The organism is Bradyrhizobium canariense (assembly GCF_900105125.1).
Lineage (GTDB): Bacteria > Pseudomonadota > Alphaproteobacteria > Rhizobiales > Xanthobacteraceae > Bradyrhizobium > Bradyrhizobium canariense_A.
Genome location: NZ_LT629750.1, coordinates 4,925,497 through 4,941,242, shown reverse-complemented (window position 1 = coordinate 4,941,242; position 15,746 = coordinate 4,925,497). Strand labels below are relative to the sequence as shown.

General features: G+C 61.2%; 15 protein-coding genes. 13 read left to right on the top strand and 2 right to left on the bottom strand.

The genetic code is table 11. The annotated features are described in order from the left end of the window. Positions 1–4 precede the first annotated feature (4 nt). From BLV09_RS23490 to BLV09_RS23450, 9 genes are read left to right on the top strand one after another with little or no spacing between them, the layout of a single operon-like run. Complete coding sequence (locus BLV09_RS23490; RefSeq protein ID WP_146689082.1) at positions 5–1,216, top strand: type II secretion system F family protein; 1,212 nt, start codon at positions 5–7, stop codon at positions 1,214–1,216. A 38-nt stretch (positions 1,217–1,254) separates the two neighbouring features. Continuing rightward, a complete protein-coding gene (gene gspG, locus BLV09_RS23485) occupies positions 1,255–1,761 on the top strand; it encodes a type II secretion system major pseudopilin GspG (RefSeq protein ID WP_433994441.1) in 507 nt (168 codons plus the stop codon). Then, a complete protein-coding gene (locus tag BLV09_RS23480) occupies positions 1,754–2,218 on the top strand; it encodes a type II secretion system protein (protein ID WP_146689081.1) in 465 nt (154 codons plus the stop codon). The genes gspG and BLV09_RS23480 overlap by 8 nt, the downstream gene beginning before the upstream one ends. Beyond that, a complete protein-coding gene (locus BLV09_RS23475; protein WP_244548802.1) occupies positions 2,190–2,603 on the top strand; it encodes a prepilin-type N-terminal cleavage/methylation domain-containing protein in 414 nt (137 codons plus the stop codon). Before BLV09_RS23480 ends, BLV09_RS23475 begins: the two co-directional genes overlap by 29 nt. Continuing rightward, positions 2,600–3,343 carry a PulJ/GspJ family protein gene (locus BLV09_RS23470; RefSeq protein WP_244548801.1) on the top strand — a complete coding sequence of 248 codons (744 nt, stop codon included), beginning with the start codon at positions 2,600–2,602 and terminating at the stop codon, positions 3,341–3,343. Before BLV09_RS23475 ends, BLV09_RS23470 begins: the two co-directional genes overlap by 4 nt. Beyond that, entirely contained in the window at positions 3,340–4,266 is a 927-nt protein-coding gene (locus tag BLV09_RS23465) for a general secretion pathway protein GspK (RefSeq protein ID WP_146689080.1), read from the top strand. The genes BLV09_RS23470 and BLV09_RS23465 overlap by 4 nt, the downstream gene beginning before the upstream one ends. Further along, positions 4,266–5,375 carry a PilN domain-containing protein gene (locus tag BLV09_RS23460; protein WP_146689079.1) on the top strand — a complete coding sequence of 370 codons (1,110 nt, stop codon included), beginning with the start codon at positions 4,266–4,268 and terminating at the stop codon, positions 5,373–5,375. Before BLV09_RS23465 ends, BLV09_RS23460 begins: the two co-directional genes overlap by 1 nt. After that, entirely contained in the window at positions 5,372–5,935 is a 564-nt protein-coding gene (gspM, locus tag BLV09_RS23455) for a type II secretion system protein GspM (RefSeq protein WP_244548800.1), read from the top strand. Before BLV09_RS23460 ends, gspM begins: the two co-directional genes overlap by 4 nt. Beyond that, positions 5,932–6,570 (top strand): hypothetical protein, encoded by a 639-nt coding sequence (locus tag BLV09_RS23450; protein ID WP_146689078.1) that lies wholly within the window; start codon positions 5,932–5,934, stop codon positions 6,568–6,570. The genes gspM and BLV09_RS23450 overlap by 4 nt, the downstream gene beginning before the upstream one ends. Positions 6,571–6,598: 28 nt before the next feature. Here BLV09_RS23450 and BLV09_RS23445 read toward each other — a convergent pair whose 3' ends face one another. Then, positions 6,599–7,090, bottom strand: coding sequence for a prepilin peptidase (locus BLV09_RS23445; RefSeq protein WP_146689077.1), 492 nt, complete (start codon positions 7,088–7,090; stop codon positions 6,599–6,601). Between the two features lie 310 nt (positions 7,091–7,400). Between BLV09_RS23445 and BLV09_RS23440 the strand changes: the two genes are divergently transcribed. From BLV09_RS23440 to BLV09_RS23425, 4 genes are all read left to right on the top strand, one after another. Next, a complete protein-coding gene (locus tag BLV09_RS23440) occupies positions 7,401–8,180 on the top strand; it encodes an EfeM/EfeO family lipoprotein (RefSeq protein WP_146689076.1) in 780 nt (259 codons plus the stop codon). Then, positions 8,177–9,553 carry a cytochrome c peroxidase gene (locus BLV09_RS23435; protein ID WP_146689075.1) on the top strand — a complete coding sequence of 459 codons (1,377 nt, stop codon included), beginning with the start codon at positions 8,177–8,179 and terminating at the stop codon, positions 9,551–9,553. Before BLV09_RS23440 ends, BLV09_RS23435 begins: the two co-directional genes overlap by 4 nt. Before the next feature lie 427 nt (positions 9,554–9,980). After that, positions 9,981–12,002, top strand: a complete 2,022-nt coding sequence (locus tag BLV09_RS23430) for a phospholipase C (protein ID WP_174556562.1) — start codon at positions 9,981–9,983, stop codon at positions 12,000–12,002. Positions 12,003–12,113: 111 nt separating this feature from the next. After that, entirely contained in the window at positions 12,114–12,833 is a 720-nt protein-coding gene (locus tag BLV09_RS23425; protein WP_244548799.1) for a hypothetical protein, read from the top strand. 135 nt (positions 12,834–12,968) lie between these two features. Here BLV09_RS23425 and BLV09_RS23420 read toward each other — a convergent pair whose 3' ends face one another. Beyond that, complete coding sequence (locus tag BLV09_RS23420) at positions 12,969–15,665, bottom strand: bifunctional diguanylate cyclase/phosphodiesterase (protein ID WP_244548798.1); 2,697 nt, start codon at positions 15,663–15,665, stop codon at positions 12,969–12,971. Positions 15,666–15,746 lie beyond the last annotated feature (81 nt).

The window sequence follows — 15,746 nt, the reverse complement described above, 5'->3', positions numbered from 1 at the left end:
ACGCGTGCCGAATTTTCGCTACCGGGCCCTGACGCAGAACGGCGAGATCGTGAACGGCACGCTCTCGGCGCCGACATTGGCGGAGGTTGCCCGCCGGATCGAATATTTGCGGCTGTTGCCGATCGAAACCGTCGAGGACAAGCGCGCCGATTCCGGCTCCGGCGGTTTCGGCCTGTTCGGCCGGCCGAGCGCCGCCGAGGTCACGACCTTCACGCGCGATCTGGCGCTGCTGCTGAAGGCGGGCGCGCGTCTCGATGATGCCCTTGAATTGCTGGCCGGCGACGCCGATGTCGGGCGGATGCGCCCGGTGGTCGGCAAGCTTCGCGCGGCGCTTCTCAGCGGCGAGAGCCTGGCGGATGCAGTGACGGATCATCCGTCGCTGTTTCCCCCGATGTATGGCGCGCTGGTGCGTGTCGGCGAAGTCTCCGGCACGCTCGATCAGGTGCTCGACATGTTGGGGACGGAGCGGGCGCGATCCGAATTGATGCGCCGCAAGCTCACGGACGCCATGCAATACCCGGCCTTCGTGCTGGTCGCGGCCGCCGGCGTCATGCTTTTCTTCATTCTGTTCGTGCTGCCGCAGTTTTCGACCGTGTTGCAGGATTTCGGCGCGAAGCAGGATACGACGCTCGGCAGCTTCATCAAGCTGTCGGACTTTCTGCGGGCCAATGCCACCGTCGCGCTGCTCACTACCGCGGTGGCGGTCGCGGGAATTTGGTGGCTGCTGCGCCGGCCGGGAACGGGCGCCGCCGTCATGACCGCGATCTCGCGCGTGCCCGGGATCGCGAGCATTTTTCAATTCTATCGCACCAGTCTGTTCTGCCGCAATCTCGGCGTCCTGCTCGGCAGCGGCGTCAACCTCACGGCCACCTTGCGCATCCTGGTCGACATCATGTCGGTGACCGGAAGCGAGCAAACCTGGACCGCGGCGGCGGATCGCGTCCGTCACGGCGGCAAGCTGTCCGATGCGCTGTCGGTAACGACGAGCCTGCCGCCGATGGCGGTCCGGATGCTGCGACTGGGCGAGGAAACTGGACAATTACCGGCGCTGGCAGGCCGGGTCGCCGAATTCTATGAAGCGAAATTGCAGCGCAGCCTCGACCGCGTCGTCGGCATCGTCGGGCCGCTCGCCATTGTCACCATCAGCACGGTCGTCGGCGGGCTGATCGTGTCGATCATGACCGCGCTGCTGTCGGTCACGCAACTCGTTGGCTAAATCAAAGGCTTGGCTAAATCAAAGGTTGGTTCGTCATGATATCGCTCAAAGGCATCGGTGGAATTTTCGTCACGCGCACAGAAGACAGGCCCGCATGGGACAGGCTCGAGCCCGATGCCAGCCAGCAGGGCTTCACACTGGTCGAGATGCTGGTGGTGATCACGATCATCGGCCTCATCATGGGCCTGATCGGTCCGCGCGTTCTCAACTATCTCAGCGAATCCAAGGTCAAGACGGCAAAGATCCAGCTGCAAAGCTTCGCCAGCGCGCTCGATCTGTTCTATCTCGATGCCGGCCGCTTTCCCTCCACCGCGGAAGGATTGACAGCGCTGGTCCGGCAGACGCCGGGCGTTGCGGCCTGGAATGGGCCGTATCTGAAGGGCGGCAGCGTCCCCAACGATCCGTGGAACAATGGTTACATCTATCGTTCGCCCGGAGAGCATGGCCCGTATGACATCGTTTCCTACGGATCCGACGGTCAGGAAGGTGGCAGCGGGGTCGCCGCCGACATTTCGCTCGAAAACACCACCGCGAAAAATGAGTGACGTGACGGAACGCGGCTTTACCCTGCTTGAGATGGTGTGCGTGCTGGCCATCATCGCACTGCTGGCCGCCGTGTTGTTGCCCTTCATCCCGCGTGAGACGTCACGGTCGCGCCTGCAAGCGTATGCGCTGCAGGCAGCGACGCTGCTGAAAGCGGATCGCAACGCGGCGATCCGCAATCAAACCAGCGTTGCCACCGTGGTCGATGCGCAAGCGCGCGCGATTCGTTCCGGCGCATCGCGGGATGCGATCCGCATTCCCAACGACGTGCGCTTCGATGCGCTGCTGCCGCAGACCTGCCGGCAGCAGGCGGCGCTGTCGACCATCAGCTTCTTCGCCAATGGCACCTCATGCGGCGGCACCATCGCGCTGACCCGCTTCGACACCGGCTATGAGATTCGCGTCAACTGGCTGACCGGAAGGATCGAGATTGTTCCCCACGATACCAGCGCCAACTGATCGCCGCGATGCCGGCTTCACGATCATCGAAGTGCTGATTGCGCTTGCGATCGTTGCTGTCTCCATCGTCGCGATCGGTTCGCTGATGGCGACCAATGTGCGTGGCGTGAGGTCGCTGGAGCAGCATGTCGCGCTGATGCAGACGGTGCGCACGGTCATGACCGTCGGGCTGCCGCCGCGCGCCGAGCTTCATCCCGGCACTTCGTCGGGACAGATTGAGGATTACCGCTGGACGGTTGACGTCACGCCGCTTGGTGGCGATTGGACGGTGCCGGACGCCGACATCCCCTGGGTTCCCGAACTTGTCAGGGTGCGGGTCAGATCTCCTACCGGCGCGGTGTCTGATATTCGCACCGTGCGCTTGATGCAGAAGCCCTCCGAATGACCGCCGCGATGACCCAGCAGCGCGACGGCGAACGTGGTTTCACGCTGATCGAAACCATTGTGGCGCTGGCCTTGATGGGGCTGGTGCTTTCGGCGCTCGCCAGCATCACCGCGCAATGGCTGCCGAGCTGGAATCGCGGCCTCGGCCGTATTCAGCGCAGCGAAGTGATCGGTATCGCGCTGCAACGGATCGGGGCCGATCTCGCCGCGGCTGAATATGTTCCACCCAATCGCGATACGCGCCATCCGCTGTTCGAGGGATCGGAGCTGTCGGTAACCTTCGTGCGCACGTCGCTGGGACCGAATGCGGGACCGGGACTGGATGTCGTGCGCGTGGGCGAGACGAGCGATCACGGTGAGTTCGTGACCGTACGGTCGCGGACGCGGTTCACGCCGCTGCCGCCGACTTCGTCGCTGGCGGAGCAAATGCACTTCGGCGATCCAGTGGTGCTGCTGCGCGCGCCGTTCCGGCTGTCGTTCGCCTATGCCGGTCCGGATCGAATCTGGAAAAGCGCGTGGCGCGGGGCCGCCAAGCTGCCGGCCATGATCAAGCTGACAATCCGCGATGCGAGTTCCGGACGCGTCTTGTCGGTCTCGACGATAACACCGGTTCATGTCCAGGCGCCGAGCGACTGCCTGCAGTCGGACGGCAGTTGTGACGACAAGGACAAGCAGGACGTTCCTCCGAATGCACCGCCAGATACCCGAGCCGGGATTGCGGGACAGGGAGGAACGCTATGACGCGGGATCGCGCGGAGGCGTCATCTTCGGAGCAGGGCTTCATCATCGTTGCGGTGCTCTGGATTCTCATGGCGCTGTCGGCGCTGGCGGCGATCTTCGCGGTCTATCTGTCGGCCTCGGCGCAGGCGCTGGCGCTCAACGATGCCGCGCTACAGACCGAAGCGCTGGTATCTGCCAGTCTTGAACTCACCACCTATCAGTTGACGGTCGCGGGCGACAAGGCGCGGCCCCCGCGCGGATCGTTTCACTTCCGGATGGATGACGCGGACGTTCTCGTCACCTTCACTTCTGAGGCTGCCCGCATCGATCTCAATTTCGCACCCAAGGAAGTGCTGGCCGGTCTGTTCGCAGGGCTCGGCGCGAGCAAAGCGGCCGCCACGCAAGACGCAGACCGGATCGTTGGATGGCGAACCCGCCCCGTGCCCGGTGGTGCCAACGATGAAGAAGCGCTCTATGCCACCGCAGGGTTGGGCTATACGCCACGGCAGTCGCTGTTTACGCATGTGAACGAACTCGCGCTCGTGGTCGGCCTGCCGCCGGCACTGGTAGACCGCGCATTGCCGTTCGTGACGGTGTTCAACGGATCGCCTGGCGTCGATGCCGCGATTGCGGCTCCCGAGGTAATCGCCGCGCTGCCAGGAAAGGGGGCGGACAAACCCGGCGACGCGTTTGGCGCGCAATCAACGCTGTCGACCGGCCCGCTCGCGACGGCGGATACGCCCGCTCCAGCGAATAACGACGCGATGACGGCCAAAAGCACGTGCTACCGAATAGAGGCGACCATCCGCCTTAGCAACGGCCGCCGCGCCGCGTCCGAAGTCGTTATCGCGCTTGGCGACAAGGTGGAACCCTATCGCGTGCTGTCCTGGCAGGATGATCTGGAGCCCCGCGGCGGCGGTGCACGAAAACGCAGGGGCGTGTGATGGCTGTTATCCCCGAATTCAAAGCGCTGTTCGGTGAGTGGATCGTGGCCGTAACCGGCGCCGTCGACGAGGTGGCAAGTCATTTCGTGAGCGCGCGCCGGATCCTGCTCGATGAAGGCGACGACGGCACGTTCAGAGCCAGCACGATCCCGGCCAAGACGATCTCGATCAAGACGATCCCAACGAAAAGTGTTCGGGCGCTGCCAGACCTGTCGTTTCGTCTCGAAAATGGCAGGCCTCATCCGCCGTTACCGGTGGACTGGCAGGCGGCCTTTCGCGGCAGTCGCGTTGAGCTGCAATTGCAATCAGATCATGTCATGACCTGTCTGCTCGACTTTCCGAGCAAGGCCGGCGATTTTCTGGACGGCATGGTCCGGGCGCAGATCGATCGTTTGACGCCCTGGGCTGCCAATGACGCGGTGTTCGGCTGGAGCCCGCCCACGACTGCGGCGAACGACCGGATCGACGTGATCTTTGCCGCGACGTCGAAGCTGAAGGTCCAGCCTCTGCTCCAGTTTGTCCATACGCTGGATGCGGCTTCCGTCGTCATCTATGCGACAGCTTCGGTTGGTGCCCGCCCGCCGGCCCGGATCAAACTGCTCGACCAGCCATGGCGTAGCGCGATCGGGTCCATGGCGAGGGTGCCGCGCCTGCTGCGGGCCGTTCTGCTGTCCGCCGGCGTGACCGCAGCGGCTTCGTTGTTGATGGCGACTTACCTTGGCGGCCATCTGCAATCGGAGCAGGATGAGTTGCAGCGACAGATTTCGCAACGCCGCGCCGCGCTGCGCCTCGATCCGAATTCAGCCGGATCCGGTCTGGGGCTGCTGGCGAAGCGCAAGCAGACGACGCCGTCAAGCGTCATGGTTCTGGAAGCCATCTCGCGCGCGCTGCCCGATACCACCTATGTAACGGAGCTGCGGATCGAGGGTGACAAGGTCCAGGTCGTGGGCATGACGCAGGATGCGCCGTCCCTGATCCGCTTGATGGAGCAGTCGCCGCAGTTCACCCGCGCGACCTTCTTCGCGCCGACCACGCACGCGGCGAACGAAACCGGCGAGCGTTTCCATATCGAAGCCCATATCACAGCCTATTTTGGATCCGGCACGTGAGCGCATACGCTGCAGCGAGAAAAGCCATCACCACGTCGCCCATCGTGTCGACGGCGATCTATGTCGGTCTCCTGGCCGCGCTGTTGTTCATCATCGTCACTTCGACCGTCGATGTGCTCGACCAGCGCAGCCAGGTGGCGTCGGCGTCAGCCATGCTGGAGCAACTCGAAGGACGCAGACCTGCTGCCGCCCACGGCGCGTCCAGTGACGTGACGATTCCATCGGGTTCGGCCTATCTCGAGGGCGCGACGGTCACGATCGCGGGCGCAACCCTGCTGCAGCGGGTAGCCGGAGCCGTGGTGAAATTCGGCGGCAATGTGCTGTCGACCCAGCTCGACCTGCAGGGCGCGCCGTCGCGCACCGGGTTTCTCAGCATGATCGCGAGCTGCGAAATCGAACAACCCCAATTGCAGCAACTGCTCTACGATCTTGAAGCAGGCATGCCTTTCCTGTTCATCGACCAGCTCGAGGTTCAGACTCCGCTCACGGCGTCGGGCTCCGGAAGTGGCAAGTTGCGAATCCTGCTTGCAGTATCCGGGCAATGGCGAGGTGCCAAATGAGGCGCGGCTTCACCATTGGTCTTACTGTGCTGGCGTTGTTGGTTCATGACGCAACCGCGTCAGCCACCGCGGTGTCTGACGATGCGCTGGATTCAGGCCTCGACGACAGCACCCGGCCCTCGGGATTGCCCGCGATATCCTCTGTTCCGGCCGAGCCCGCCACGACCGTGCGCGTTGTCGCGGCGCCGACCGCGCTGGCGCGGACCCCAAGCGCCAATCCGCTATGGGGCGTGCCACTCAATCAATTGTCGGGGACGCGCGACCGTCCGATCTTCTCGCCTTCCCGCCGTCCGCCGCCGGCAGCGGCCACTGCCGAAGCAGCGCCCATCAAGCCGCCGCCACGAAAGAAGGAGATCGAGCCTCCCCAGCTTTCCTTGGTCGGCACCATCGCCAGTGGTGACGAAGGCTTCGGGATTTTCCTCGACCAGTCAACGAAAACAGCGCTGCGGCTGAAAGTCGGCGAGGATTATCAAGGCTGGAAATTGCGCGCGATCCAGGGCCGCGAAGTGACGATGGAAAAGGATCAGCGCGCAGCCGTGTTGACATTGCCGCAGCCGGGCGGCACCCAGTCGAGCGGCGAGGTCCGTCTGCTCCCGGTGAATGCGATCGAGAGTCCGGTGGCGACACGACGATGATTATGCGCACTTCAGCAGGGATCATGTCCTAGATCACGCCGAGGAATTGCTGCGAGACAAATGTCAGTAGCAGGCCGATCGCCAGAAACGGTCCGAACGGCAGCGATGTCTGGCGTGTCAGGTCGCGCCCGGCCAGTTGCAGGCCGCCGGCTGCGGCGAGCGCCGTCAGCGTGGCAATCAACAACAGCATGGGAATCCCGGCGATGCCGATCCATGGTGTTGCAGCGGCAAGAAATTTCACATCTCCGAGGCCAAGCCCCTGGATTTTTCGCAACGCGAAATACAGCCGCCGCAACAGCCAGAAGATCAGGCCGATGACGGCGCCCTCAGACGCGGCCCCGATGCCGGCCATTGCGCCGCCGGTAACGACGGCTTTCACCAGCCCGAGGCCGGCAATGGACAGGTTCAACCCGTCTGGAATGATGCCGCGACGAATATCGATCAGCGCCAGTGCACCGCAAAGCAGGACAAGCGCTGCGGAGAATCCCAGAAGTTGCAGGACCTCGGTGTCGACGAGCATGCGAGCCTTGCCGAAAAACGACGGACGGTTCGGTGCGGGATGGCGGGAGCGATAACCACATATCGATCTTATGACGGGAATACGCAGGTTTTTTGAAAAGATTATTTTCGTGGCGAGCGAACGGCGAATTGCCGCGCAGCTTTGTGTTCAATCGGGTTATTCCCACAGCAATATTTTTTTATTCGAAGAAAAATCGTGCCGTGAAACGATCTCGTCACAAAACAGCATACTGAGTTGACAATATTGCGCGCGGGTAGCTGCCACCTTTTGTGGCGGTCGCGGGCTTGCCGCGACCGGGAGTCTTGAGACGATGATCGACGTGAGAGTAGGGGCGTGTCTAGCGCTGCTGGGGCTTGGCATATGTGCAGCGAGCGCCGCACCGCTCGACGACGGGGCCGAGAATTATCGTCCCTATATGATTGAAGGCATCGGCCAGGCGTTGGCGGGCGCGCGCGATTTGCGCGAGCGCGCCGCGGCCGGAGATTTGAAGGGAGCAAAGAAGGCGTGGATTTCGGCCCGCGCCGGATGGGAACGATCGGAAGTGTTCACGGCGGGCTTTGTTCCCGAACTCGACGCCCAGATCGACGCCTGGCCCAACGCCGATAGCGGCTTTCATGCCATCGAGGCCACGCTGTTTGGCGCCGGTCGCACCGATGTCGGGAACGACGCCGGCGCGCTGGTCGAGCATCTTGACAGTCTTCACGGCAAGCTTCGCGACATGCCGCTGACGCCACAAGGCCTGTTGGACGGGACCGTGCGGCTGGCCTACGAGGTCGGCGAGAGCAAGGCCGATGGTGGCGAATCGCGAATCAGCGGAACGTCACTCGACGATATGCGTAACAATGTCAGCGGCATCGAGTTCGCTTATCACACGATTTTCGCAGCTGCGCTCCGGGCCGCCGACCCCAGGCTCGCCGATTCCGTGGATGTAAGGATCGAGCAGCTCAAGAAGATCGTTGCCGCGCCGGATTTGCAGCACGTCGATATTCCAGCATTGCGACGCGCCAGTGAAGAACTGGTGGTCACGCTGCAGGACGCCTCGAACAAACTGGGGTTGCGGCGTTCCACGCTGGAGGCCGCTTCAAGATGAAGATCCGCCGCTTAGGGATCCCGGCCGTTGCGCTTGGCCTGCTGCTCGTTGGTGCTTACGGGCGCGTCATGGCCTTTCCGGTCGATGGCGATCAAACCACGTTGCCCCCGAAAACCGAGCTGAACGAAGACGCGCTTACCAAGCCGCGCGAGATATTCCACTCCGAAATCGCCGGCGGCAAGTCGTATATGATCAACCTCGGCAATCTGGCCTTCAGTTCGCCGTCGATCCTCGGCGGAGTGGCGCGGCAGGCCAGCGTGAGCTGCGAGACCTGTCATGTCAATGGCGCCGGCAACGCCAAGTTCTTCATGCCGAAGATGTCGACGCGCCCCGGCAATTTCGATACCACCGGGCCGCTGTTTAATCCGAACGCCGACAATTTCGTGCTCGATCCGGTCACGATCCCGAGCCTGCGCGGCGCGCGGTACCTCGCGCCCTATGGCCATGACGGTCGCATGGCGTCGCTGCGCGATTTCGTCCACAACGTCATCGTTAATGAGTTCTCAGGTCCTGAACCGTCGCCGGCCATCCTCGATGCCCTCGTTGCCTACATCCAGGACATCGACTTCCTGCCCAATGCGAGTCTCGGTCCGGGCGGGCGATTGATCGGGAAGGCCAGCGATTCGGAGCGTCGCGGTGAAGCGCTGTTCTCAAAGCCGTTTCCGCACGATCCTAATCTGAGCTGTGCCGGCTGTCACGTTCCTTCGGGCGCATTCGTTGATCATCAGCAGCACGATGTCGGCTCGGGAGGTCTTTTCAAGACACCGACGCTGCGTAACGCTGATTTCAACGCGCCATATTTCCACGATGGCCGCTTCGACAATTACGACCAGGTGGTGGGGCATTTCGATCGGGTGTTCGATCTCGGCCTGTCCACACAGGATCGGCAGGATCTCGTCGCCTATCTTACCGCGGTAGGAGACGGTACGCTGCCTTACGAGCACGACGGCGCCAGCGCATCGCTGAAGGAAATCAACGATTTCACCACCGTTCTCGGAGTTGCGATTCCGGCGGGTGACAAGGATGTGGTTTCGCTCGCGGTCGATACCATCGGCAATGAATTGCGTGAACTCACCGAACAGTATCCCGATCGGAAGAACACCAGCGTGTCGGGTGGCGAACAGCAGCGGGTCCTTGCGCGCACGGCTCTCAAGGAGCTCGTTCTTACCTTGCGGCGAATCGACATGGCGGTCGCGGACGGCCGGGCTTCTGATGCGGCCACCGACTTCAAGAACTATCGTTCTCTCATGGCAGCCGCTGTTCCCGCGGTGCTGGCCAGCGCGGAGCCGTGGTCATTGTTCAATCCCGCGGTGCATGATTCGCATTACGGGGCGCTACGGCAGGTGATGCAGTCGAAGCACGTGTCGCACTGACGTTCGCATTTTATCGAATTATTGTTCGAAGAGCGGAAAATAATTTTTCCGCTCGAGCAGATTAATTTCTGCAGTGATTCGCGGCGTCACCGAATCCACCTGATTCGATTTTTCATGGAATCGTGCGGCTGTTTGCGGAAAGCATGCTGATACGCGCGCCGTCATCCTTTGCGATGCAGGCGACGCGCTAATGAAATCCGTGTTTCTCTCCAAATTTCTTGCGCGAGCAGCACGAAAAGTTCTTCGGCGAAAGATTTTTTGAATCGTTCTGAATTTCTTTTGCGCGTTCACATCATCGATATGCGTGCGTCATGTTGACCCACTAACTAGCGCAACGTTAACTTTAACCTTGGGGTCGACAATGAAACCGACATTCAATTTGAGTAGAAGATGGAAGGCCACGACAGCGGTGTGCATCGTTTCGACGATGGCTATCGCTACCGCGGGCTTCGCTGCCAACAACGTGGGACGAAGCAACTGGGATTTGCGCTCGCATCCCAACCGCTTCCTCAACGCAGTCCAGAACAAGATCGATCAGGATCTCAACAACCTGCTCAACAAAGGCAAGGGTGGTAACGGCAACGGGTCCAACCCGGCCGAAACCGCGAAAACCGCTTCGCCGATCAAGCACGTCATCATCCTGATCGGTGAAAATCGCGGCCTCGACCACACCTTCGGTGTGTACAAGCCGAAGGGCGCGGGTCAGACGATCTCGAACCTGCTCTCAAAGGGCATTGTCAACGAGGACGGCACGCCAGGCCCGAACTTCGCCCAGGCGCAGCAGTATTCGGTCGCCGCGCAGACTTCGTACTACATCGGCGCTCCGGCCATCAGCAAGTCGCCTTACAGCGCGACCAACGCGATGCCGCAGCCCAACACCAATGGTGCCCCGTCTGCGCAGAGCGACACCGGTGCTCCGTTCAAGACGATCGCCGAAGCGAGCGTCGAGAAGGACATCGATCCGGCGAGCCTGGACATCCTGACCACCGGCGCCACCAACCTGCCGACCGGCTCTCTTGATACCCGCGTTCCCGGCGCCGGCTCTCTGACGGGTCCGTTCCCGCTGCAGGGGCCGATACTCACCGACGACGACTACACCGGCGACACCACGCACCGCTTCTACCAGGATTGGCAGCAAGACGATTGCAGCGTCGGCAACGCGACCAAGACCAACAGCTCGGGCTGTCTGGCCGACCTGTTCCCCTTCGTGATGGCGACCTATGCCAAGAACAACAGCATGGCCAACTCGATGGGCTTCTACAATGCGGAGCAGGAAGAAGCTCCGATCCTGAAGGAACTGGCCGACCGCTTCACCCTGAGCGATAACTTCCATCAATCGTTCCATGGTGGCACCGGCGCCAACCACTTCATGCTCGGCACCGGCGACGCTGCGTTCTGGAGCGACGGCAAAGGCAACCCAATCACGCCGCCCGCAAACCAGATTGCGAACCCGAACCCGGTCACGGGCACCGTCAACCAGTACACGGCCGATAACGCGTTCAGTGCTTGCGCCGACATCAACCAGCCTGGTGTCAAGCCGATCGTGACCTATCTCGAGAATCTGCCCTACGCGGCAGAGCCGAACTGCCAGCCCAACCACTACTACATGCTTGACAACACCAACCCCGGCTATCTGCCGAACGGTGCGCTGTCGGGCGCTGGCAACCTTCCGCCGTCACCGGTCAAGACCATCGGCGATGCTCTGATGGAAAAGAGCATTCCGTGGGCCTATTATGGCGGCTCGTATAATGCCGCCGTGGCACTCTCGAATGAAGCGGTTGCGGCGAACCCGACCAGCCCGAACCTGTCGGCTGCGGCGGTTGCCGATCCGGCGAACGCCGTTGGCGTAGCCTACTGCCAGATCTGCAATCCGTTCCAATATGCGACCTCGATCATGGCCGACCCGGCCATCCGGACGGCGCATGTCAAGGACACTGCCGATCTGATCACGGCGATCCAGAACAACACCCTGCCTTCGGTGTCGTTCGGCAAGCCGGACGGTCTGCTCGACGGTCATCCGTCCAGCTCGAAGGTCGACTTGTTCGAAGGCTACGTCCTCAACGTCCTCAATGCGCTCGACGCCAATCCGCAGTTGAAAGCGGAAACCGCGGTGTTCGTAACTTGGGACGAAGCTGGCGGTTACTGGGACTCGGGCTTCATCCAGTCGATGGACTTCTTCGGCGACGGACCCCGCATTCCGCTTCTGATCCTCTCGCCGTATTCGACCGGCGGCAAGGTCTATCACAACTACGGCGACCACGTGTCGTTGATGAAGTTCATCGAGCGTAACTGGAACCTGAAGCCGCTCACGAACCGCAGCCGCGACAACTTTCCGAACCCGACAGCCTCGAAGAGCAATCCGTACGTGCCGACCAACAGCCCGGCGCTTGCTGACCTGTTCGATGCGTTCGACTTCAGCCACGCGGTCACTCAGCCCTACACCGAGTGATTGTAATCTAGCCCATTGCTGAGGTGGCGCCGATCGAGCCTGATGGCTCGGTCGGCGTCGCTTTTTTGTCAACCAGCCCACATGGCGAATGACGCCCAACGGATCTTGACGATGACCAAAGGCCCAATGATTGTTTTGCTGTCCAACCGGTCATGGTTGAGCTTGCTTGCTGTTGTGGGCTTCTTGCTCTGTGGCCGCGTTTCGGCGCAGGCGCAGCAATTTTCCGCCGATCTCGTTACGCTGAAGGATGACGGTGCGTTGGCGCCGGCCGGTAGGCTGCGCGTTTCCAGCGACAAGGTGCGCATTGAAACGCCGGAACTTGCGGATGGTTTTTTTGTAATCGACGGGGCAAAGCCGGCTGCTTTTTTCGTGCGGCCCGCCGCACGGCAGTTCATGGACGCCCGCCAGTCGAGCCGGCTCACCCGAATGTTCGTGCAGGTCGATCCGGACGATCCCTGCCGGCAGTGGGAAGCCATGGCGAAAGTGGCTGGCGTTGCGGATCAGGGCTCAAATCAGGGCAATTGGCGCTGCGAGCGAATCGGAGAGGAGACGATCGACGGCAACGGTACAATTGCCTACCGCGCGGTCCTGGCTCCGAACCGAGAGCTGTTCGGCTGGATCGATCCCGCGCGCAAATTTCCGCTGCGAATCAAGACCGAGGACGGCGCCGTTATTGCAGCCCAGAACGTTCGCGACGAGCCACAGCCTGCGCAAATGTTCGAGATACCGTCGGGTTTCCGAAAATTCGATCCCGAAGCTCTGATTCAGCGGATCAAGCAAAGCGACGTCTGGGTCGCCAACGGGAAAGATTCGCAGAACCCGCATCCGTAGCGCCGCTGCTCGGCGTCGCTTCTCGGCCGGAACGCAAAGGCGGGCGATCGGAAGATCGTTTCGGGCCTGAGACGGGTTCGCAAAGCGAGCCAGCGAGGAGCGAGCTCGATTAATTATAAATTCTTCCTGCGCCGGCTATGCCGCAGCCACGCAATTTGTTTCCGGCGACAGCAGCGACCTGATTTCCATAACCGGCCGCGGGCGACTGAACAGGAAGCCCTGCATTTCGGTGCAACCGAGATCCCGCAGCATCTCTCTTTGCGACTCGGTCTCGACACCTTCGGCTGTTGTCGTCATGTTTTGCGCGTTGGCGATGTTGATAACCGCCTGCACGATCGAGGATGATCCGTCGGATTCCGTAATACCGTCGACGAAAGAGCGATCGATCTTGATCTTGTCGAACGGGAATCGTCGCAGGTAGCTCAATGAAGAATATCCCGTGCCGAAATCATCGAGCGCGATCCGCACACCGAGGGAGCGGAGGTGCTGCAGCAGAGTCCGAGCCGTTTCGTCGTCACGGATCAGCACGGCTTCGGTGATTTCGAGCTCGAGCCGGTTGGCCGACAAACCGGTCGCCGCCAGCGTATTGGCTACCTTCAGCGAAAACGCGTGACTTCTGAACTGGACCGGCGAAACGTTGACTGCAAGCCTGATGTTTGACGGCCAGCCCGCCGCCTCCGCACAAGCAGTAGCAAGCACCCAGTCGCCGATCTCGCAGATCAGGCCGGTCTCCTCCGCGATCGGAATGAATTCGGCGGGAGAGATCATCCCGCGGACAGGATGGCGCCAGCGCAACAACGCCTCGCAGCCGACGATCTCGTTGCTGTGCAAATTAACGACCGGCTGGTAATGCAGCTCGAAGGCGCCGTCGACAATGGCCTGACGCATGTCCAGTTCCAGCGTACGGCGCGCCTTGACCCGGGCATCCATCTCCGCCTCGAAAAAGCGATAGGTCCGGCGGCCATCGCTTTTGGCGCCATACATGGCCAGATCGGCGCTCTTGAGCAGCTGATCGAGATCAGTGCCGTCGTGGGGAGCCATCGCAATGCCGATGCTGGCGTCCGTCGTGACATGATGGCCGAGACATTCGTAGGGCTCGCGGATGGTTTCATAGATTCGCTTGACGAGCTCCATGACGTCGCTTGGTTGCCCGACCCCGGTTTGGACGACGGCAAACTCATCGCCGCCGAGCCGGGCAACGAAGTCCGTTTCCCTGACGCAGTTCCGCAAGCGCGATGCCACCGCCTTGAGAAGTTCGTCGCCGACGGGATGACCAAGGGAATCGTTGACGCTTTTGAACTCGTCGATATCGATATAGAGCATCGCGAGCTGCTCGCCTCGCTTCGTTCTCTCGAGCTCGCGCTCGAGCTGTTCGCGAAACAGTACGCGGTTTGGCAGATCGGTCAGCGCGTCGTAATGCGCAAGATGCGCAATTTTCTTCTCGGCGCGCCGCCGCTCCGTGATGTCCTCCTGGGTGGCGACCCATCCGCCGCTTTTCAGCGGCTGGTTGCCGATCTCAATCTCGCGCCCGTCAGGGGTTTCAATGATGGTATGGGTGGCTTTCTTTTCAGCCACGTTGCTCAGGGTGCGCGAACAGAACGCGTCGACGTCGCCCTTGAACGAGCCGAGTGCTTTTCGATAGGCGATCAGGTCGCGAAAATGCAGGCCTGGTTTCACGATATCTCGCGACAGGCCATACATTTCCAGATAGCGTTGGTTGAATAGAACAATCCGTCCGTCCTGATCATACAGCAACAGGCCCTGCGTCATGTTGTTGACGGCGGTATCGAGGCGTTCTTTTTCGAGCGCAAGTCTTCGTTCGGAGTTCTGATGCTGCTCCGAAAGTTTCCGGACGATAAGAAACAAGGTAAGACCAATCGCGAGAGCCGCAAGCGCGGCCGCGCCAACCAGGAACCGTGTTTGTTCTTGCCAGTCCGCCAGTGCACTCGAAACCTTGATCGTCGCGAGAACCGACAGAGGAAACTGGCTCAAAACACGAGCCGAGGCGAGGCGGTCTTCACCATCGACGGGACTATGCAAACGCAATGTCCCATGGTCCGCGTTCTGCAGAAGCTTCTGGGCCGGAGCTCCGTTCAAATTCTGCCCGATCATGTTTTCGACATGGGGATAGCGCGCCAGCAGCGTACCATCGCGATGCAGCATCGAAATTGCAGCCCCTTCACCAAGCGCCACGGATTCGAAGAACTTCTCGAAGTTGGCTGGCCGCAAGCCTCTGGAAACGACACCCAAGAACTGGCCATTCGGTCCAACCACGTTGCGCGCGACGACGGTGGTCCATCCGCCCGTGAAACGGCTGTAGACCGGCGCGACGACAACAGCAGGTGAAGGATCGGCCTTCAATTCCTTGAAGTAGGCCCGATCGCCAACGTTGATGGCGGGGAGCGGCCAGAACAGGGACGAGTTGATAAGTTGTCCATTTGCATCGTAAACATTTATCCCGGCGACATCCGTCGTCCCGCTGACGAATGTTTGCAGGGCGGCGTGTGCGGCCTCACCTGACATTTGGTTTTTGAACGCTTCCGGCGTGCCCGTCGACTGCATTCGCCGGGTCAGATCTCTTTCGACGGCGTCGAAATTCTCTAGCTCCCGGTCAAAATGACGGGAAAGCAGCAGAACGGTGTTTTGAAGCTCGCGCTCGCTCTTCTGCAGGGCGCGCTGCCGAAAATTCACGATCGTGAAGGAAGTGCCGATCGCGATGGCCGCGATCAGCATGATCCCGCCGAGGATCAGCAAATTAAGCGGATTGCGATAGTTGACCGTTGCAGGGCCGTCATAGCGGCCGTTCACCGCCTCGGACATATTATCGCGCATCGCCCCCTCCTGGGGCTACATACGTACAATGCTTAAATGGAGGAACCCTTGGGAATTTCGGTTAGCGAAACCTTAATTGCG